General features: G+C 59.9%; 14 protein-coding genes and 1 pseudogene. 6 read left to right on the forward strand and 9 right to left on the reverse strand.

Annotated features, from left to right (window positions below; all coding sequences use genetic code 11):
* Nucleotides 1-30: 30 nt before the first annotated feature.
* Together BRPE64_RS30810 and BRPE64_RS30815 are read left to right on the forward strand one after the other, a co-directional pair.
* Nucleotides 31-1149: a branched-chain amino acid ABC transporter substrate-binding protein gene (locus BRPE64_RS30810; RefSeq protein WP_016355595.1), complete on the forward strand. Its 1119-nt coding sequence runs from the start codon at nucleotides 31-33 to the stop codon at nucleotides 1147-1149.
* Nucleotide 1150: 1 nt separating this feature from the next.
* A complete protein-coding gene (locus BRPE64_RS30815) occupies nucleotides 1151-2344 on the forward strand; it encodes a M24 family metallopeptidase (protein WP_051180599.1) in 1194 nt (397 codons plus the stop codon).
* A gap of 69 nt (nucleotides 2345-2413) precedes the next feature.
* Here the strand turns inward: BRPE64_RS30815 and BRPE64_RS33865 are convergent, their stop codons facing one another.
* Together BRPE64_RS33865 and BRPE64_RS30820 are read right to left on the reverse strand one after the other, a co-directional pair.
* Complete coding sequence (locus BRPE64_RS33865; protein ID WP_332444320.1) at nucleotides 2414-2776, reverse strand: zinc-binding dehydrogenase; 363 nt, start codon at nucleotides 2774-2776, stop codon at nucleotides 2414-2416.
* Entirely contained in the window at nucleotides 2673-3386 is a 714-nt protein-coding gene (locus tag BRPE64_RS30820) for an alcohol dehydrogenase catalytic domain-containing protein (protein ID WP_016355598.1), read from the reverse strand. Before BRPE64_RS30820 ends, BRPE64_RS33865 begins: the two co-directional genes overlap by 104 nt.
* Before the next feature lie 374 nt (nucleotides 3387-3760).
* On the opposite strand from BRPE64_RS30820, the gene BRPE64_RS30825 reads away from it, so the two are divergent.
* Nucleotides 3761-4999, forward strand: a complete 1239-nt coding sequence (locus tag BRPE64_RS30825) for an MFS transporter (RefSeq protein ID WP_016355599.1) — start codon at nucleotides 3761-3763, stop codon at nucleotides 4997-4999.
* Nucleotides 5000-5527: 528 nt separating this feature from the next.
* Complete coding sequence (locus tag BRPE64_RS30830; protein WP_016355601.1) at nucleotides 5528-11041, forward strand: ATP-binding sensor histidine kinase; 5514 nt, start codon at nucleotides 5528-5530, stop codon at nucleotides 11039-11041.
* 102 nt (nucleotides 11042-11143) lie between these two features.
* On the opposite strand, the pseudogene BRPE64_RS30835 reads toward BRPE64_RS30830, so the two are convergent.
* A pseudogene (locus tag BRPE64_RS30835) lies at nucleotides 11144-12041 on the reverse strand (LysR family transcriptional regulator).
* 117 nt (nucleotides 12042-12158) lie between these two features.
* Here BRPE64_RS30835 and BRPE64_RS30840 point away from each other — a divergent pair.
* Nucleotides 12159-12710, forward strand: coding sequence for a carboxymuconolactone decarboxylase family protein (locus BRPE64_RS30840; RefSeq protein ID WP_044044042.1), 552 nt, complete (start codon nucleotides 12159-12161; stop codon nucleotides 12708-12710).
* Between the two features lie 389 nt (nucleotides 12711-13099).
* A complete protein-coding gene (locus tag BRPE64_RS30845; protein ID WP_044044303.1) occupies nucleotides 13100-14017 on the forward strand; it encodes a LysR family transcriptional regulator in 918 nt (305 codons plus the stop codon).
* A gap of 60 nt (nucleotides 14018-14077) precedes the next feature.
* On the opposite strand, the gene BRPE64_RS30850 is transcribed toward BRPE64_RS30845, so the two are convergent.
* From BRPE64_RS30850 to BRPE64_RS30875, 6 genes are all read right to left on the reverse strand, one after another.
* Nucleotides 14078-14824: an SDR family oxidoreductase gene (locus tag BRPE64_RS30850; RefSeq protein WP_044044044.1), complete on the reverse strand. Its 747-nt coding sequence runs from the start codon at nucleotides 14822-14824 to the stop codon at nucleotides 14078-14080.
* A 967-nt stretch (nucleotides 14825-15791) separates the two neighbouring features.
* Nucleotides 15792-16901, reverse strand: coding sequence for an alkene reductase (locus BRPE64_RS30855; RefSeq protein ID WP_044044046.1), 1110 nt, complete (start codon nucleotides 16899-16901; stop codon nucleotides 15792-15794).
* Nucleotides 16902-17579: 678 nt separating this feature from the next.
* Complete coding sequence (locus tag BRPE64_RS30860; RefSeq protein WP_044044048.1) at nucleotides 17580-18470, reverse strand: LysR substrate-binding domain-containing protein; 891 nt, start codon at nucleotides 18468-18470, stop codon at nucleotides 17580-17582.
* Nucleotides 18471-18556: 86 nt separating this feature from the next.
* Nucleotides 18557-19282 (reverse strand): amino acid ABC transporter ATP-binding protein, encoded by a 726-nt coding sequence (locus BRPE64_RS30865; RefSeq protein WP_044044050.1) that lies wholly within the window; start codon nucleotides 19280-19282, stop codon nucleotides 18557-18559.
* A gap of 43 nt (nucleotides 19283-19325) precedes the next feature.
* Nucleotides 19326-19982, reverse strand: a complete 657-nt coding sequence (locus BRPE64_RS30870) for an amino acid ABC transporter permease (RefSeq protein WP_044044051.1) — start codon at nucleotides 19980-19982, stop codon at nucleotides 19326-19328.
* A complete protein-coding gene (locus BRPE64_RS30875) occupies nucleotides 19979-20743 on the reverse strand; it encodes an amino acid ABC transporter permease (RefSeq protein WP_044044053.1) in 765 nt (254 codons plus the stop codon). Before BRPE64_RS30875 ends, BRPE64_RS30870 begins: the two co-directional genes overlap by 4 nt.
* Nucleotides 20744-20765 lie beyond the last annotated feature (22 nt).

Here is a 20765-nt window from a genome sequence, read left to right on the forward strand (position 1 = left end):
TTGGTGAAGTGCTTGAACGCGTGTCTGTCCGTGACGTTCGCGTCGGGTATCCTTGGCGCGTCGCATGGCGCCCACGCGGCGGCGGACGCAACGGTCATCATTGGGCACGCGGCACCTCTCACGGGTCAACTGGCCGCGATCGGCAAGGACAGCGAGAACGCGGCGCAAATGGCGGTCGATGAAATCAATGCGCAGGGACTGCTGATCGGCGGAAAGCAGGTGACGCTCAAACTCGAGTCGCAGGACGATGCGGCGGATCCCCGCACCGGAACTCAGGTTGCGCAGAAGCTCGTGGATGACGGCGTGGTCGCTATCGTCGGAGATATCAATTCAGGCGTATCGATCCCGGCGTCGCGGATTTACAGCGATGCGGGCGTGGTTCAGGTGAGTCCGGCCACCACCAATCCCGCCTACACGCAACAAGGCTACAAGACCACCTATCGTCTGGTCGCAACCGATGCAATGCAGGGACCGGCGCTGGCGCGATACGCCATACAGTCGCTGCGCGCCAAGCGCGTTGCCGTGATCGACGATTCCACCGCATACGGTCAAGGCCTTGCGCAAGCGTTTTCGAAGGCCGTGGCAGCGAGTGGGGGATCGGTTGTCGCGCATGAGGCGACCACCGACAAGGCGACAGACTTCCGCGGCGTCCTGACCAGGATCAAAGGCACGCGTCCGGACGTCATCATGTATGGCGGCTCGGACGCGACTGCCGGACCACTCGTCAAGCAGGCGGCGAACCTCGGTATCAACGCTCCGATACTCGCGGGCGACGGTGCCTGTACCGACAAGATGACTTCGCTCGCTGGAAATGCGATCGTCAATCTGGTGTGTTCGGAGGCGGGAATGCCTTTGAGCCGCATGCCGCGTGGAGCGGAGTTCGAAAAGCGCTTTGTCGACCGGTTCAAGGTGCCGATCAATGCCTACGCCCCGTTCGCGTACGACGCCGTGTACATCATCGTGGACGCCATGAAACGTTCGAATTCCACTGACCGCGCCAAGATTCTCGCGGCCATGCCGGCCACGAAGTTCGACGGTGTCACTGGCGATATTTCCTTTGATCCGCACGGGGACCTTACCCGCGCAGCGGTCACCGTGTATCAATTCAAGGACGACAAGAAGATCGTTGCTGAAGTCGTCAAGGACTGACATGACACGACCAACGGTATCCACGATCACCCTGACGCGGCGCCAACGCGTCGTGGAGAAACTCGGAGACGCGCAGGCGGATGTTCTCGTCATCTACGCTCAGGGCAGCGCAGCGGGCATCGCGACGCGCTCTCACGCGTATGCGCGCTATCTGACCGATTGGGATAGCGGCATCTATCCCTCGGCGATCGTGCTGGTACCCGATGCGAAGCCCACGGTATTCGTTCCGAACATTTTCCTGGAGCAATTTGGTCGGCACTATGCGCCGGATCTGGAGGTGCGCTTCGTCAAGCCGAATGTGTTCGCTGACGAGGTGGCCAGGCAAGTACTGGCAAACGCGCGCGCCGGAGGAAAGATTGCCTACATTGGCCGGGCCGAAACACCACAGCCGTTCTGGGAACGAGTACGGGCAACGTGGCACGGCCATGAGCTCGTCGATTTCGAGGCAGGGGTAGACTGCCTGCGCGTCGTGCGGAGCGACGCGGAGATTGATACGCATCGGGAAGCCGCACGGATTTGCGACGGGCTGTTCGACAGCGCATTTCGATCTGCACGGAGCGGCAAGCCGGTATTCCAGATCAGGGCGGACCTGCAATGTCAGGCGCTCCATGCCGGCTGTGACTATGCATCGACGTGGCTCACGTCCAGGCCCGCGGCAGACTACTCTCGCTCCCTGCTCGCCGAGACCAGAAACGTTCCGCAAACAGGAGATCAGTATCTCGTCGGCCTGATGGTGTTGTTCGAGGGTTGTTGGGGCCATGGAATCCGCATGGCCAATCTGGGTGCACCGACTCGTGCTCAACAGCAGGCGTACGATGCGGTGTCCGCGATGCATCAGGCGATGCTCGAACAAATGAAACCCGGTGTGGAGATCGGGACGCTTCAGGCAGCGGCAAAAGCTATTCGAGAGCAAAGATACCCGCAGATCGATACATTCGAGTTTCGCTACGGACATGCGCTCGGGTACGCCTATGACGACCCGCTTCCACAAGGCGCCATGCCGTTCCCACAGCGCTATGAAAACGAGCCATCGTATCGGGGCGAGGTCCGGCTCGAACGCAACCAATTGTTCGAACTGCATCCGAACGTTTTCGTTCCCGATCTCGCCGGCGCCGCACTGGGAGACATGGCGCTTGTCACGAATGACGGATACGAACTCTTGACGCGCTTTCCACGTGAGCTGGGGGTATTGTAGGAGCGACTAAGCGACTAAGCGACTAAGCGACTAAGCGACTAAGCGACTAAGCGACTGGCGCAGGCTGTCCTACGGTTTCAAGATGGCTTTGCCGTTATAGTTCGACGCGACCGCAATAGCCTCCTGAACCCGATCGAAGCCGAATTCGGCAGTGACGGGCAATGAAAGCGTTCCGTCCGACACCAGCGAGGCCAACTCGTCGAACATGGCCTCGACCTTCTTCGTGTCGGGCGTCCGGAACCAATTGAAGATCCAGAATCCTCGAATCGACTGGCTCTTGAAAATCAGGAAGGGACTGAACACCTTTGCAGTCTGACCGCTCATCCCGCTATATATCAGAAGCGTGCCGTACAAGGGCAGACAATCGAGCAGGTTCTGCGTTGCAGAGTCTCCGACGCCATCCAGTGCGAGCGCGATGGGGCGCCTTGTCAGACTCGATTGCTACGCGTTGTGGCAGGTCCGGTCCGTCGACCAGAGCCACATCCGCGCCCAGCGCCTTCATCTCGGCGATGAGTTCTGGTCGGCGCACCACGCAGATCGTCCTGACGCCGCGCGCTTTTGCAAGCGGAATGATCGAGCGTCCAACCGATGAGTTGGCCGCGTTACAGATAATCCAGTCGCCGCGATTCAGTTCGACGAATTCGGTCAGCAGCAAATAGGCTGTCGCCGGGTTGCAGCCGATCATCGCCAACTGATTGACATCGGCGTTCGGCAGCGGACGTAGATAAGGCGCGTTCGTCTTGAGTCGTTCGACCCACGACGGGGCAAAAGGCGGAGTGACTACGCGGTCACCTTCCTTGAGACGTTTGACGTCCCGGCCCACCGCTGAGACCCGACCGACCCCTTGAATGCCGAGAGCATGGGGAAGCGAAGGGAGGTTGCCGTAGACGCCGGCAATCATGTAGAGATCCGACGGTTCGACGGGAGCCGCCTCAACGTCAATCACGATTTCGTCCGGAGCAGGCGCCCCGACATCCGGCACGTCGACAAGCTTCACCACTTCGGCGGGCTCGCCATAGGCGGTGAGATGGATGGCTTTCATGGTGAAGCTCCTGTCCCTATCGACGAAATGCCGCGGCCTCGACGGCTTACGAACGAGGACCGCATGGCGGACGACAGCCTCACGATTACGTCACAAAGCGAAGCCGCTTGCAATTGGACCAAAGTATCGGTTTCGCAATCGTGGCACGCCCGACGTCACAAGCGCCGTCTGCCGGATCCAGGAAGTGCCGTTCAGGCTCGGTCACAAGACAAACGTAGATCAAGAATACCCTATTCTGGAGTGTGAATATAATCGACAATGCACATGCCCCGATAGAGCTGAACGTCAGGCACTTGTAAGCGGCTTTACGTGCCAACCAGGAACGCTTGCGCGGACCGCTTTTCGTTACCTAACCCCGGACCATAATCAGACGGATGACTTCCCTCCAACTCCGCACGTTTGCCGTATTCACACTAGGCTACTTTTTCTCGTATCTGTTTCGAGGCGTGAATCTCGGATTCGCTCCATTTCTTCTCAGCGACGTGAAGCTGACGGCGACCGACCTTGGCGTGCTGACTAGCGTCTACTTCCTTGGATTCGCCGGGGCCCAGATTCCGGGTGGCGTCCTCCTCGACCGCTTCGGCCCTCGACGCGTAACCGCCTACGTACTGCTGGTGGCGGGCTTCGGGTCTCTGATCTTCGGAATCTCGCAAAGCCTCATGTCCCTGATGATCGCCAGATTCCTGATAGGCGTGGGTTCGTCGGTGTGTCTTGGCGGCGCTTTCAAGGCTACCGCTCAACATTTCTCGAGCGCGCGACTGACGCTGATGAACGGCCTTGTGATGGCGATCGGCGCCCTTGGAGGCGTTGTCATTGGAGCGCCCCTGGCCTGGCTTCTGACCTTGGCGTCGTGGAGGACGTTGAGCTTCTGGATCGCTGCTGCCACGGTCTGTGTTTCCGCAATCATTCTGTTGGCCGGCCCCGGGTCTGAACGGAGTGGCGCAAGGGTGGGAATGCTCGAACAATTTCGAGGCACCTGGCACGTCCTTGGAAGCCTCAAGTTCTGGCACACCGCGACACTATCCGCGATGACGCTTGCCGTCTTTTTCACCATGCAATCCTTGTGGGTGAGCCCATTTCTCCGCGATGTCGTTCCGCAAGGCGCGGAGCACGACAGTGCGCGAGTCGCGACACTTGTATCGGTGCTCGGTGCGGGCTTCATTGTTGGCAATATCGGCTTCGGAGCGTTGGCTGAATCGCTGAAGCGGCGCGGGATCAGCGTGCGCTGGTTCTCCGGCGTGACGATGTTGCTCTTCATCATCGTCCAGATTCTGCTGACCCTTCGTGTCGCGCTTCCCGAGACTTTCATATGGGCGGCGTATGGCGCGCTTGGCGGAACGGGCGTTCTGACTTACTCGGTCCTGGCTGATATGTTTCCCTCCCATTTGATCGGCAGAGTCAATACCACGTTCAATCTGGTGCTTTTCGCCACGGTGTTCGTCGCCCAGGCGGCGATCGGTCTGGCGCTCGGCCGTTGGTCGCTGGATGGCGGCCGTTGGCCGGAGGTCGCTCATCAGGCGATCTGGACCGTTTTGATCGTCGTTCAGAGCGCGGCAGCCCTGTGGTACTTCGCGCCGTTGCGATCGTCACGCCGCGATACCGCTGTTCTTTGATCGGGATCGAAGGAATACTTCGTTTCGGCCATCATGGATTGGCTCGTTGCTGGTCGGTCGCCTGTCACCCCGGACGCGGACGGGGTGTTGAATCTCCATACTGGCCCGCATTTCCGCTGACGCCAAAATGTCAGAGCCACACAGGCCCTGAAGCATATTTCGGAAAATTGCTGCCTTTGGTGTCGGACTTCCGTCATTCTAATTTCCGCCATGTCGGCCTTCAGCGGCTCTGCTTTCCAAAGCAATTAGCGATATTTCGGGCGTGAAGGATTTGCTGAAATCGTAATCGGGAAATCGATGACATCGATTTGATCGTTTGTTCGCTACTCCCAGCATGTGGGCAAGCGATATCGACGAATCGTTTCTCGAAGATATTCATCGCTGTGCAAGCCAGCAACGCATGCTTGTCCGTACTCGTGCTAAGTTAGTATTTTCCGCGCCAGGCCTCGGTGCTTCGTGCGTGACTGCTTTCGGCAGATGTTCATGACGAACCTTCGCATTTGCTAACGAGTTTCGGGGGGTGCTCTCATGGGTAGCAACCTCGAAGTCCTGACCCAAGACGGCGACCATGTATTTTTCCGAACGGAGCGTGAGTCTGCCGGCGGGCGCCTGACGACCGTTTTGGGCATGCGTCCGGCGAGAGAGCCACCCACCGCTCACATTCTCAAGCGGATGTCGCATGAGTTTGGTTTGAGAGATTCGCTTGATCGCTCCTGGGCCGTGATGCCGCTCGAACTGGCCTGGCAAGGCGAAGCAACCACGCTTTTCTTTGAGGATTTCAGCGGTAAGCCTCTCGATAATCTCCTCGTTAAGCCCTTTAAGCCTGATCATTTTCTTGAAGTTGCGATCGGCATTGCATCGGCGGTCAGCAAACTTCACCAGTCCGGTCTCGTTCACAAGGACCTCAAACCTGCGCATATTCTCGTCAACACAACCGACAAGTCGGTTCGGCTAAGAGGTCTCGGACTCGCGACGCTCAATCCGCGGGAGCGTCAGCCGTTCGTGCCTCCAGAGACGATCGACGGAACGCTCGCCTATATGGCGCCCGAGCAAACGGGCCACATGAACCGTTCTGTCGATACGCGCAGCGATCTTTATTCCTTGGGCATCGTGTTCTATCAGATGCTTACGGGTGTGCTGCCATTCGCAGCAGACGAGCCGATGGAATGGGTGCATTGTCACGTTGCGCGTAATCCGATTCCTCTTGAGAAGCATATCGACGTGCCGTCTCAAATCGCGCGCATTGTGCAGAAGCTGCTCGCCAAGGCGGCAGAGGACCGGTATCAGACCGCGGCCGGTCTCGAGCGCGATCTCCGACGCTGCCACGTGGGTGCTTACTCGCCATTCGACATCGAAACGTTTCCGCTAGGTGCGCGAGATACGCCGAGCCGGCTATTCATCCCGGAAAAACTCTACGGAAGAGAAACCGACCTCCGCACGCTGCATGCCGCCTTCGATCATGTCGTGTCGGCCGGTTCGCCGAAGCTCGTGCTGGTCTCCGGATACTCGGGAATTGGTAAGTCGTCGGTCGTCAATGAGCTGCACAAATCGCTCGTGCCGCCGCGGGGATTGTTCGCATCGGGCAAGTTCGACGAGTACAAACGCGGCATCCCGTACGCCACGATCGCGCAGGCGCTTCAAAGCCTGATTTCGCAATTGCTCGGCAAGAGCGACGATGAAATGTCGCGATGGCGCACCGCGCTTCAGGACGCCGTCGGCCAGAATGGGCAACTGATGACGACGATCGTGCCAAACCTGGCCGTCATCATGGGTGAACAGCCCGTGCCGCCTGAGGTGCCATCGCAAGATCAGCAGGCCCGGTTCCAGATGGTGCTGCGCCGCTTTCTCGGCGTCTTCGCCCGGCCCGAGCATCCGCTCACGCTCTTTCTCGACGATCTCCAGTGGCTCGATACCGGTACGCTCGATCTCATCGAACATCTGATCACGCATGCGGACGTACGTCATCTGCTGATCGTCGGGGCCTATCGCGACAACGAGGTCGGGCCGGGGCATCCGCTCGAGACACGATTGGCCCGTCTGCGCCGCCTCGGCGATGGCGTGAAAGAGATCGAGCTCGCGCCGCTGCGCAAGGTCGATATCACACGTCTGCTCATGGACACGCTGCACATGCCATCGGGCGCGGTTGCGTCGCTGGCGGCGTTGATTTTCGAAAAGACGGCGGGGAATCCGTTCTTTTCGATTCAGTTCGTCACGGCGCTCGCGGAGCAGGGGCTGCTGGCGTTCGACGCTGACACGTCGATCTGGAAGTGGGATCTTCCGGGGCTCCGCGGTCAGGGTTTCACCGACAACGTCGCGGACCTCATGGCCGCCAAACTCAGGAGATTGCCACTGGCGACCCGCCGTGCGCTCGGTGAGCTGGCCTGTCTGGGGAGCGTGGTATCCACGCTGGACTTCGCTCTTACACAGTCGCAGCCGGAGACCGATTGGCGCGCGGCGCTCTCGGTGGCGGTGCGGGCGGGACTGCTGCACGAATCTCCCGAAACATATACCTTTCTCCACGATCGTATTCGAGAAGCCGCATATGCACTCATTCCTGAGGACGCGCGAGCGTCGACGCATCTGACGATGGGGCGGGCATTGGCAACCCGCGCGACGGCCGAGTCGCTGAGGGAAAGCATCTTCGAAATCGTGAACCAGTTCGGGCACGGCGTGCAGTTGATCAGCGAGCCATCCGAGCGCGAGCAGGTCGCGCGCCTGGAGCTGATTGCAGGCGATCGGGCAAAGGCGTCCGCTGCCTATGAGACCGCCGCGCAGTATTACGCGACGGGTCGCGCCCTGCTGCCAGAGCGTGCCTGGGAAAACTGCTACCCGCTTGTATTCGATCTCGAACTCAACGAGGCGGAGAGCCTGTATCTCGCCGGCGAGATGAGTCTGGCGGAGACGAAACTGGCCGCTCTCGTACCGCGCGCGCGAACGCTCGTCGATGCCGCCGCGGTCGCGTGCGCGCGCATCAACCTCTTCACCATCCTCGATCAAAGCGGTCACGCGGTCGCGGCTGGTCTGGAATACTTGCGTCAGACGGGTGAAAACTGGTCGTCGGCGCCCACCGCGGACGACGTGGCGAACGCATACGGCGATATCTGGAAACAGATCGAACAGCAACCGATAGAAGCGCTATCGGGGCTACCCTTCATGCAAAGCGAGGAACGTAGCGCAACGATGAATGTGCTGACGGTCCTCACGACGCCTGCCCTGTTCACGAACTCGAATCTGTTCCGGCTGACGGTCGTGCGCATGGCCACCCTGAGTTTCGCCTATGGCAACACGCATGGATCTTCGCTTGCCTATGCCTGGCTGGGCAGCATTCTCGGCTCGTACTTCAATGACTATCAGGCGGGTTTTCGCTTCGGCGCTCTCGGTCTGAATCTGGTCGACCGCCTTGGGCTCGACCGATTCCGCGCCCGCGTCTATCTCGTGTTCGGGGTGCACATCGCCCACTGGTCGCGTCCGCTCGATCTCTCCCTGGGCTATATCAGGCAGGCATTCGATGCCGCGATGCGCACAGGCGATATCTCTTTTGCCAGTTACGCCTGTGCCGACAGCCTGGCACATCGGATTGCCCGGAGTGATGCTCTTGAAGAAGTGGAGCAGGAGGCAGAGCGCAATCTGGAGTTCGCGCGAAGGGCACAGTTCGGCTTTATCGTCGACGTCATTCACGCACAACGTGCCCTTGTCCGATTTCTACGCGGATCGGCCAAGGATGCGCGCATGATCGAAGCGGAGTTCAACGAAAGCGGGTTCGAGCAACGCGCAAAGGATCAGCCTCAGCTCGCGTTGCCTGCGTGCTATTACTGGATACGTCGTCTTCAGGGCAGTGTCTTCGCCGGCGATATCCCGTCAGCGATTCGCTCCATCAGAAGGATACGACCTGTTCTATGGACTACGCCGACTCAGTTCGAACACGCCGAATATTATTTTTATGGCGCGCTGGCGTGGGCGATGCGATGCGAGCAAGTCGCGCCAGACCGGGCCCGGCGTTGCGTTGCCCGACTTCTGGCTCACCATGCTCAACTGCTCCGCTGGGTGGAGCATTGTCCGACGACCTTCGCCAGCCGGGTCGCCCTCACCACAGCCGAGATTGCCCGCGCGCAAGGCCGCGGGCTGGATGTGCTGCAACTTTACGAAGAAGCCATTGCGCGCGCTGGTCGTGACCGCCTTCTTTATGTAGAGGCGCTGGCGTACGAACGTGCTGCCGGATTCTGCCTGAAGCAAGGCTTGCACACCGTGGCACAGGCGTATCTGCACAGCGCGACGGAGTGTTATCTGCGCTGGGGCGCGCACGGGAAGGCCCGCCAGTTGCTCGAGCACGTGATCCGCAGGCCCGACGGACTCGCAATGCACGACTCGACCAGTACCATCCAGACGTCGATCGAGCATCTGGATCTGGCGACGGTGCTGAAAGTCTCGCAGGCCGTGTCGCGGGAAATGATATCCGGACGACTGATCGACGTGCTCTTGCGAACCGTGATGGAGCGAGCGGGAGCAGAGCGGAGCGTTCTCGTCCTGGAGCAGGGCCAGGAGCAGCGGATTGTCGCGGACGCGACGATCGACAATGGCAGGGTGCGCATCAATCAGAATGACAGGCCAGTGACGTCGAAGGAACTGCCTCTCAGCGTGCTGCTCACGGTAACCCGACTGCGCGAGACGATGGTCGTGCGTGACGCGCGGGCCGACCTGTCGCTCGCCGGCGATCCCTATCTGCGCGACAGCGGCAGTCGCTCCATACTCTGCTTGCCCATGATCAACCAGGGAAAGCTGCTGGGTTTTCTATATCTGGAAAACAATCACGTCCAGGATATATTCACGTCTGCGCAGATCGGCATCCTGCGGTTTCTCGCCTCGCAGGCGGCAGTGGCCCTGGATAACAGCCGCCTTTATCTGGACCTGGCCAGGCGTGAGGCAAAGATCAGAAGGCTGGTGGACGCGAACATCGTTGGGGTCACGTTCTGGCACCGGGATGGGCTCATCATCGACGCGAACGATGCGTTTCTCAGGATCGTGGGATACGACCGCGACGATCTTTGCGCTGGTCGATTGAATTGGCAGACCCTGACACCGGATCAACATGTCGAGCACATCGGTGCCTGGACAACGGCCGGTTCGGCAGACAGCGGACAAGCGGGTGCGTACGAAAAGGAATACATCCGCAAGGATGGAAGCCGGGCGCCCGTGCTGGTTGTGTTCGCCGGGGCGAAAGAGGAATCCGATGAAGGGATTTCATTCGTGCTGGATCTGACCGACCGCAAACGTAACGAAGAGGCGTTGCGGATGATGCGCATCGGTCTTGAGCATGGCAATCGCGTCGCCATGATGGGACAGCTTGCGGCGTCGGTGGCGCATGAGGTCAAGCAGCCGATGACGGGTCTCATGAATAACGCAAATCTCCTGCTGCGTCAGCTGGAGCATGAGAATCCCGAACTTTCAAAGCTGCGGAAAACCGCTTCGCGAATCGTGAGAGACACACGACGCGCGAGCGATGTCATCGATCGCACGAGTGCACTTGTTCACAAGACGACGCCTCCAAAAGAACTACTGGATTTGAATGACGTGATTCGCGTCGTCACGAGGTTCGTCCGCGCGGAGGCAATCAGACAATCCATACAACTGAATCTGCACCTCGCGGATCCGCTGCCGGGCGTGTACGGAGATCGAATTCAGCTGCAGCAGTTGGTCTTGAACTTGATGATGAACAGCATTGAGGCGGTGTCGAACATCGTCGGGCGGGTACGTACACTGTGGATCGAAAGCCGTGTCGACCGAGCCGGGTTTGTCTGCGGCGTGGTACGTGACAACGGGCCCGGAATTCCAGTCGAAGACATGGAGCCTATATTCGATGCCTTTCATACGAGCAAGGCGAGCGGTATGGGAATGGGACTTGCGATTTGTCGATCGATCGTCGAAGCGCATGGAGGCCACCTGACTGCCGGCTCGAATGCATGGGTTGAATCGGGCGCTCAATCAAGTGAGCTGTGCGGCGCCGTTTTTTGCTTTAGCTTGCCGCCCGCGACGCGCGAAACCTAGTTGATTCAAATGGCGCCTTGGCGGGAATCGGTTCGGAGCTGCGAAAGAGTTCGCAGATGCGTCCGTCGCGGCATCGTTACTCGTCATATACGCCACCCATAGTCAGAGCGCGGACAAGCGAGCCTGGAGTCGCGGGCGCGCGAAATCGAAAAATGCTCTCAGCTTGAGCGGCACAGGCAATTGTCCGGCATGGACCAGGCTGATGGGAAGCGGTGGCGGTTCGAACGCTTCCAGCACCAGCTTCAGCTTCCCGTCACTTAAGGCCGCTGCGGCTTGATAGGACAAGACGCGTGTCACGCCGAGCCCGAATGCCGCGGTATCGACCGCGGACTCCGCGGTGTTCGTCACGAGGCGTGGACGGATCTGCACCGGATTTTCAAGTTTTCCAGCAGGAAAGTTCCAGGCACGAGTCGATGTGAGTCCCTCGAAGGCGATGCATGCATGCCCGGTGAGTTCTTCCGGCGTGGCGGGCGTGCCGCGATCCGTCAGATAACCGGGGCTCGCACAGGTAACGAGGCGCACCCAGCCAACATTCACGGCCACCAGCGCACTGTCGGGCAGAGATCCGACACGCACTGCCACGTCGATATGTTCATCGAGCAGATGCGTGTTTCGATCCGTCAGAAAGAGGCGCGCGTCGATCTCGGGATAGTGCACAAGGAAGTCGGCCAGAACCGGAACGACGTGCAGCCGTCCGAAGACGACGGGTGCCGTGATGACGAGCGATCCTCTCGGTGCCGCGTATTCACCGCTCGCAGCCCGTTCGACTTCTCCGATCTCCTCGAGGATACGGCGACAGGACGCGACGTAAGCCGTGCCTGCCTCGGTCAGGGAGAGCTGACGTGTGGTCCGGTTCAGCAGACGTGTCTTCAGATGCGCCTCCAGTTCCGCAACCTTGCGGCTGACTGTCGCCAGAGGAATATCGAGCCGACGATGCGCCCGAGAGGCTGCCTGCGTCCACCACTTCGATCAGGATGGACATCGCGTCCAGTCGATCCATTGTCCTCTCGCTTTTTGGAAGAAAGATGCCCGATACTAAGGGATTCTCTTTGAATCGTGAACTCCGTAGTATGACCTTCAGTTGCTCGGTGCAACACATTTTCCAAGGAGCTTTATCATGACTTCACGTATTCATACCCCCGCAACGATCGCTGACGCGCCGGCCGGATCTCACGACCTGCTGGAAGCGGTCAACAAGCAACTCGGCGTCGTGCCGAATCTGTTTCGCATGGTTGGCAATAGTCCGGCGGCGCTTGAAGGCTATCTGAACCTGATGGGCGCTCTCGGCAAAGGTGAACTGCCGGCCCAGACCCGCGAGCGTATCGCACTGACCGTGGCCGAAATCAACGCATGTGACTACTGCTTGTCGGCGCACACGTATCTCGGGAAGAATGTCGCGAAACTCGACGACGCAGAAATGACCGCGAATCGCAATGGCGGTTCGAACGATCCGAAGGCTGCTGCGGCGGTGCGGTTCGCCAAGCAGGTGACGGACGCACGCGGCCGTGTGTCGGATGCCGATCTGAAGGCTGTCAAGGCCGCAGGCTACAGCGACGGTGCCGTGATCGAGATCGTGCTGAACGTGGCGCTCAACATCTGGACGAACTACGTCAATACGGTTGCCGGCACCGAAGTCGACTTCCCGGTCGTGCACCCTCAAAAGGCGTAATCCATAAGGTGCAATCGAAGCCGCCGATGTCAGCAGCGTCGGCGGCATTTGCTCGAATGCGAGTGTAGAGGTGGCCTTCATGGTGTTCGAGGCCCGCGTCACCTTCTCGAAGGTATCGCGGCTGACGAACGCGCCGGGCGGGAGACCGGATGTTCAACGGGCGCACGCCGACGAGTCGTATGTACGAGGCGTTGCGGGCAGGTGGACAGCTCGCGTCCATTATGCGAGCGATTGGCTGCGCCTGAAGCGGAATTCGCATCTTGCGGGTGCATCATCTCCGGGTTCGTCCGCCCGCGTTTCTTAAGCCAGGATCGAGGCATATGGGAGCGTGCCCGGGACTGTTAAAGCAAGTAGAATGCCGGAAAATAACGATCACTGGAGTTATCATCGTGGACCGCCTGGAAGCGATGGCTCTGCTTATCTCGGCTGCGGAAACAGGAAGCTTATCCGCCGCGGCACGCGCTCAAAATACGCCGGTCTCCACGCTCACACGCAAGATCACGGATCTCGAGGAACTGCTCGGAACCAAGCTTCTGATCCGGACCACGCGCAAGCTCACTCTGACGGACACGGGCATTGCCTTCGTCGCAGCTGCAAGGGCTATTCTGGAGCAGGTAGACGCCCTTGAACGCGAGGCAAAAGGGGAATTCACCACGCCCCGTGGCGAGCTCGTGGTCGCAACCCCGGTGCGATTCGGTCGGCTACATTTACTACCCATCATTGAGGAATTCCTGACTGAATATCCTCAGATCAGGATCAAGCTTCTTCAGTCGGACCGCAACGTGGACCTGGTCGACGTGCACGCCGACCTGGCCGTGCGCATCGGCCCTTTACCCGATAGCAGCATGGTCGCAACGCGGGTGGGTGCTTTGCGGGCCGTCTTGTGTGCGAGTCCATCATTACTCGATAAGTGCGGCACGCCGAATACGCCACAGGACTTGATTACCATGCCGTCGGTTATTTTCAATAGCCCTTATCTGTGGCCGTGGCGATTCCGGCTATCGCCGGGCACGGAGGCGACAACGCTTGCAGTGGAGCCGCGGCTGGAGGTGTTGGCTCCCGACGCAGCGACTGACGCCGCTGCCGCCGGGATAGGCGTCACGCTGGTTCTCGAGCATGATGCGGACAAGGATCTTCGCTCCGGGAGGCTGGTCGTTCTGCTTCCTCAATACGAGGTAAGCCCGATCCCGGTGCATCTGTTGCACGTCTCCCGGAACGTGATGCCGCTGAAGCTTCGACGCTTCCTGGACTTCGCAGCGCCGAAGCTAAGAGACTCATTGGGACGATTTGGGCAATCGCAGCGATGACAACCCAGGGCTTCGCGATGGCCTCTTCTCCCCGCACTGCAGGAAGAAGAGGCGCTGCGCTCAGAACTCCGTCAGGCCTCCGTCGACAACCAGCTCAGTTCCGGTAACGTAAGAAGAGTCATCGCTCGCCAGGTACAGAACTGCCTTCGCCAATTCGGTTGCGTTGCCGAATCGCTTCATCGGAATCTGTTCTTGCAGGCCGGCAGCGACTGCCGAAAGCTGCTCCTCGTTCAGGCCGATCTTGCCGAAGAACGGCGTGGCGATTGCGCCCGGGCTGACCGCGTTCACGCGGATGCCGCGTGGAGCGAGCTCGGCTCCAAGCGTGCGAACCAGAGAGCGCGCTCCCGCCTTCATCGCTCCCAGCACAGACAGGCCGGGCTTGCCGATCGCGGTGAGAAAGGAAGTCGTGACGACGATGCTTCCACCTTCTGAAATGTGAGGTGCCGTCTTCTGTATCGTGAAGAACGTACCAGCAAGATTCAACGCGACGTTGTCATTGAAGTACTCGGGCGTCACTGCTTCGAGTGGTGCCACGGTGCTCGCGCCTGCGTTTGCGAACACGACATCGAGGCGGCCGAACTTATCAACGGCCTCTCTGACCGCGCGCTCGATTTCCTCTACCTTCCGCACATCCGCGTTGATCAGGAGGACATCGTCGCCGAGCTCCTTCCCGGCTGCCGACAGTCTCTCTGTATTAGAGCCCACCACTGCAACCCTGGCTCCTTCTGCGCGGAACAGTCGAGCACTCTCGAGGCCGATACCCGATGTTCCACCTGTCACGAATGCAACCTTGTCCTTAAGCTTCATGATGAGACTCCTGAAAGTTCAGATCAACAGTGTTAGAAGCACTCGACGCCTTTACGCCGAGTTACCGTGTCATGCAACTTCTGAAAGCGATGCTGCATGGGATAGATACTGCTCTTTGGCGCTCAATAGGAGAATCACATGGATCATGGGAACATCTCTCCGTAAAGTGGAGGGATAGTGGCAAAGCGCTTTTCAAGCCGGAGGTGACGGAGAAACCGCGCCTGCAGGCGGAACTCGCTGTCCGGATATAGGTATCGCAGGCAGGACACGATCGTGACGTTCGGCCAATGCCGCCGCCCGAGTCTCGCGACCTGTTCGGATGCTTCGCGTCGATGTCCCTCCATGCATTGGAAGAACGCGCCACTCGAGTTTCGTGCAAGCTCAATTGCAACTCTGCCTTAGAAATCTCGTGCTCGTACTGACGTAAGATTTGTTAGAAGACTTTTTATCGCAAATCACCGCGAGATAGAGAAACACATCCTCGCTGATGCGTGACACGAGGGATTTGTGCAGTTACTCAATTAGTCTTCGACAGTGAGATTTTCCAACGCGATTCCGCTTCGTTTAGCGCGTAGGGTTCTGGGTGGCTTTTGAAAGCGCTTGCGTGAATGCGCGCTCATAGGATGGCGTCAGGAGCGCGAATTGCCGAAGACATGGCAGTTGCGTCATCTCGCCGCTCGGAATGCGAGCGGCGCATGGTTGAATGACTTCAAGGGGAAAGGTATCGCGGTACTCGCGCCAGACGTTCAGCAACGACGACGGTCTAGCCGACATGAGGGCGCCGCATTCCATCCTTAAAGGCGAAGCGGGATTTATAAGGAAACTCAGGCACGCGGGAAAAGGCACTCGCAAGCGAGTCGAGAGAAACTGTTGGGCATGAGCGGTTCATTCGCTCGGAGTGTCTGTCAACTGGACTGGAACCGTCGAATGGCGGAGTCACAGACAAGTGTCCCCGCCAGCGCCACGTTCAGGCTTCGGTCAGTTCTTCTTCGTCTTGATGGAACGGATAGTCGGTGTAGCCGACGTCCGAGCCGCCATAGAAAGTAGAGCGATCGTAACGATTGAGCGGCAGGTTGCGGCGCAGTCTCTTCGGCAGATCAGGATTGGCAACGAAATGACGTCCAAAGGCGATCAGATCGGCGTCTCCTTCCTCGACAAGGGCTTGGGCCGATCGACCCTCGAAGCCACCGGCAGCGATGACCACGCCGGAATAATGGTGTCGCAACTCTCGTGTCACCACGGGTTTCTGTTCTTCACCTCCGTCCTCTGCAAGCCAACGCGGTTCAATCAGATGCAGATAAGCCAGATTCAGCTTGTCGAGGTCTTTCACCACATACTCGAACAATGGGTGCGGGTTACTGTCCACCATTTCGCCGAAGCTGCTGCCCGGGCTCAGACGTACGGCGACACGCTGGCTGCCCCATACGGAGATCACGGCACGAGTGGCTTCCAAAAGCAGCCTTGCGCGATTCGCAATGGATCCGCCGTAGCTATCCGTACGCTTGTTGCTGCCGTCCTGCAGGAACTGGTCCAGAAGATAGCCATTCGCGCCGTGCAGTTCGACGCCGTCGAAGCCTGCCGCCATTGCGCGCTGCGCCGCTGCACGGAAGCCTTCGACAATCGCGGGCAGTTCCTCGATTTCAAGAGCGCGATTCGGCGTAGCTGGCGCCCAGCCGCTCGACGTATGAGCCAACGTGTTATGCGGGACTTCGGACGGGCCGACGGGCCGATCGTGCTTCGGTCGCAGATCCTCATGTGATTGCCGGCCCGCATGATAGATCTGAGCGAACACCTTGCCGCCCTTGGCGTGAACCGCATCCGTCACCAGACGCCATCCGGCAACCTGGCGGTCGTCGTACATGCCGGGGGAGCCCAGATATCCATTTCCGTCTGCCAACACGGCCGACGACTCGGTGATCAAAAATCCACCCTGGGACGCCCGCTGCGAGTAGTACTCGGCCATTAGCGCGCCGGGAATGCCTCCTTCCTCCGCGCGCAGCCGTGACAAGGGTGCAAGGACAACGCGATGCGAAAATTCGTACGGGCCGACCTGAACATTTGCGAAGGGCTTCGACATGATGCTTTCCTTAAGAAGTTTGTGGGCGCAATGAACGCTGTTAGCGTGAATTCGGGTTCACACATATGAGTGGTTAGCAGCAGATCGCGATCGAAAATCCGACTAAACCTGCCGCGAACTCAATGGAACCCAGTTTAAATTCGCGCTTTTTAAAACAGAATCCGGCCTTCGTTGCGAACACCTCACCACCTGGTGGTGATAATAGGGAAACGGCCTCGCCGCGCTGCCGACGGGACAGCCACGCGAGACGGACGGTGTCGTGCCGGAGATATGCCCGAACCTCTGGAAGGTCTGGATGTGTCGGCTGGAGCGCGGGCGGCGCCGTGCGCAAGCACGTCGTGCTCGATTGGAAAGAATCAGGGCATACCGCATGCGCTCGCGCCCATGTGGACTGGGCCCGAATCGGCGAACCCGAGGTTGCCGAAGGCCGCATCACGTTGCGATGCTGCTAGGAATGGAGCAGCCGAAGCGAATTTCCACGCAATTCCTGGCTGAGGATGCGTGCTTGAACGTATGCGAGAACGCGATCCTCATGCATGGTGGAGGGAGATTCGCGCAGAAATATCACGTCGAGCGCTTCACGCGTGAAGCGAGGTTCTCGTGGCTTGTGCCCGTGAGCCCTTGTTTCATTGCCGAGAGAGCGTTCGGGGTGGCCCACGGCTTATCGAACGCGAGGAGCTATCCAATGGCCGAAACAGCATCCCGGTTGTGCGTGATCCATTCACTGAAGAGCTTCACCTTCGGCTGATTCGCGACGCAATCCGGATAGACGAAGTAATAGCGCGCCCCCGTTTCGAGCACGGTATCGAACGGCATGACGAGCCGCCGGGCGGCCACGTCTTCGCTGACCAGGGTTCGGTCGCTGATCGCAACGCCGAAGCCCTGCATGGCGGCATTCGTCGCCAGATCGAGTGTTTCGAACGTCGGGCCGAGGGTCGCGTCGATCTCGCTCGCACCGGCGCGGTCGAGCCATCGCTTCCAGTCGCGGTGATCTCGCGTCGGATGCAGCAGCGCATGATGCGCGAGATCCGCCGTGGCGGCGAGCGGCCTCTTACTGAGCAGATCCGGTGAGCACACGGGCGTAAGCTGCTCGTCGAAGAGCGGCAAGGCATGCACGTCCGCACCGGGCGACGAACCATAGATGATCGCCGCATCGAACGACTCCACCTGAAAGTCGACGTCGTGTTGCCAGGTCGTCGTGATCTGCAGTTGCAACTCGGGATGCTCGCTCTGAAAACGCATGATCCTCGGCAGCATCCAGCGCATCACGCAGGTCGGGACTTTCAGCGCGAGATCGGTGCGCTGGCGCGTGAGACGCAGCGATACCTCCTCGATACGCGCGAACCCCTCTCTGACAACGGGCAGCAGCACATCGCCTTCAGCGGTCAAGGTCAGTCCCTTTGGGCCCCGTAAGAAAAGAGGAAATCCGAAATACTCCTCCAGCGCAAGAATCTGCCGGCTGATCGCCCCTTGCGTGAGACACAGATGTTCAGCCGCGCGCGTGAAACTGCGATGACGCGCGACCGTCTCGAAGATCTGCAAGGCATTGAGCGGAGGAAGTCGTCGCATGGGGCGTGTCTCCGGTCACGGGAATCGTATGCTGCGGAAAGAGTGTAGCAAGCCGGACGCGGCGCGATGACGACGGCGGCACGTTATCAATGAAGTATCTTGCCCAGAAATTCCCTCGCACGTTCGGAGCGCGGATGAGCGAAGAACGCGTCCTTGTCGTCGTCTTCGACGATGCGCCCGTGATCCATGAAGATCACCCGGTGCGCGACCTTTCTGGCGAAGCCCATTTCATGCGTGACGCACATCATCGTCATGCCTTCCTGGGCCAGTTCGACCATCACATCCAGCACTTCGTTGATCATCTCGGGATCGAGCGCGGAAGTCGGTTCGTCGAACAGCATCGCGACCGGATCCATCGACAACGCGCGCGCGATCGCCACGCGCTGCTGCTGGCCGCCGGAAAGCTGCCCGGGATATTTGTCCGCGTGCGCGCGCAGGCCGACTCTCTGGAGCAGGCGCAGCGCCTTGTCGGACGCCTCGTCTTTCGAGCGGCCCAGCACTTTCGTCTGCGCGAGCGTGAGGTTTTCCGTGATCGACATATGCGGGAACAGCTCGAAATGCTGAAACACCATCCCGACCTTCGAGCGCAGTTTCGACAGATTGGTCCGCTTGTCGTGGACGGACTCGCCGTTGATCGTGATGCTCCCGCTCTGGAACGGTTCGAGTCCGTTGACCGTCTTGATGAGCGTCGATTTGCCGGACCCGGACGGCCCGCAGACCACGACTACTTCGCCTTTGCTGACGCTGGTGGTGCAATCGGTCAGAACCTGGAACTGGCCGTACCACTTCGACACGTTACCGATGGATATCATGCGCAAACCCGTTTTGAAAGAACGTTGGACACTGCATCGAGCTTCAGCGATGCCGGCCGACCCGATACCGGCGTTCGAGCGCGCGCGCATACCAGGTCAGCGGAAAGCACATCGCGAAGTACAGCAAGGCGACGAGGGCATAAATCGGGAAAGGGCGAAACACCGCGTTGGTGATCATGGTTCCGGTCTTGGTCAGTTCCGTGAGCCCGATGATCGACGTGAGCGCGGTGCTCTTCACGACCTGCACCAGGAAGCCGACGGTGGGCGGCACGGCGATCTTCCATGCCTGCGGCCACACCACATAGCGGAACTGCTGCGTCCATGTCATGCCGAGGCTCGCTGCCGCGCTCCATTGACCGCGCGGCACCGCCTCGACGCAGCCGCGCCAGATGTCGGAGAGATAGGCGCCCGTATAGAGCGTGAGCGTGACCGTTGCCGCGGCCCAGGGCGACACCTCGACGCCCAGCATCGGCAAGCCGAAGAAGCCGAGGAAGAGCTGCATCAGCAGCGGCGTGCCCTGGAACACTTCGACGTACAGCATCACGAACCTGCGCAGCCACGGCAGCGGCGACATGCGCATGACGAGCAACATCAGCCCGGCCAGCCCGCCGCCGACGAACGCGATCAACGAAAGCAGAACGGTCCAGCGCGCGGCGAGCATCAGATTGCGCGCGATATCCCATAGCGTGAACTCGATCATCGTGAACGCTCCTTCGGAAGGCCGGGATCAGCCACGGCGGCACGTACGGAAAAAAGGCCGCGCAACCCGCGCCGGGGCGCGATCGTGATGCCGTGGGCCGCGCGCCCCGCGAACAGCCGCCGGCCGAGACGGTTGATCAGAAGGCGCAGCACGATCGACAGCAGCAGATAGATCGCGGTGACGATCACGTAGCATTCGAACGAACGGAAGTTGCGCGACTGAATGAAACTCGCGGCATGGGTCAGGTCCGGCACCGAGATCTGCGATACGACCGCGGAGCCGAGCATCACGATCAGCACCTGACCGAGCAACGCCGGAAATACGTTGGCGAGCGCCTGCGGCAACACGACGTGGCGAAAGACATGCGGGCCCCGCAAGCCGAGCGCCATCGCGGCCTGGACCTGCCCGCGCGGAATCGAGTCGATGCCCGCCCGAACTATTTCTGTCGCATACGCACCGAGGTTGACCGTCATCGCGAGCACGGCGGCTTCGATTTCGCCGATGTGCACGCCGAGGCTCGGCAGCCCGAAGAACACGAAGAACAGCTGCACGAGAAACGGCGTATTGCGAATGAGCTCGACATACGTGGCCACGACGGCGCGAACCGGCTTCGACCCCGTCACGGCGAGGCACGCTCCGCCGATACCGACCAGACCGCCCAGGAGCGTCGATACGGCGGTGAGGCCGAGCGTGACCGCCACGCCGTGCGCGAGCACATCCACGTAGAGGCCGAAGTCGCTGAAATCGAACGTGTAGGTCATCGAGGTATCCCCAGCGTGCGAC

Source organism: Caballeronia insecticola (genome assembly GCF_000402035.1).
GTDB lineage: Bacteria > Pseudomonadota > Gammaproteobacteria > Burkholderiales > Burkholderiaceae > Caballeronia > Caballeronia insecticola.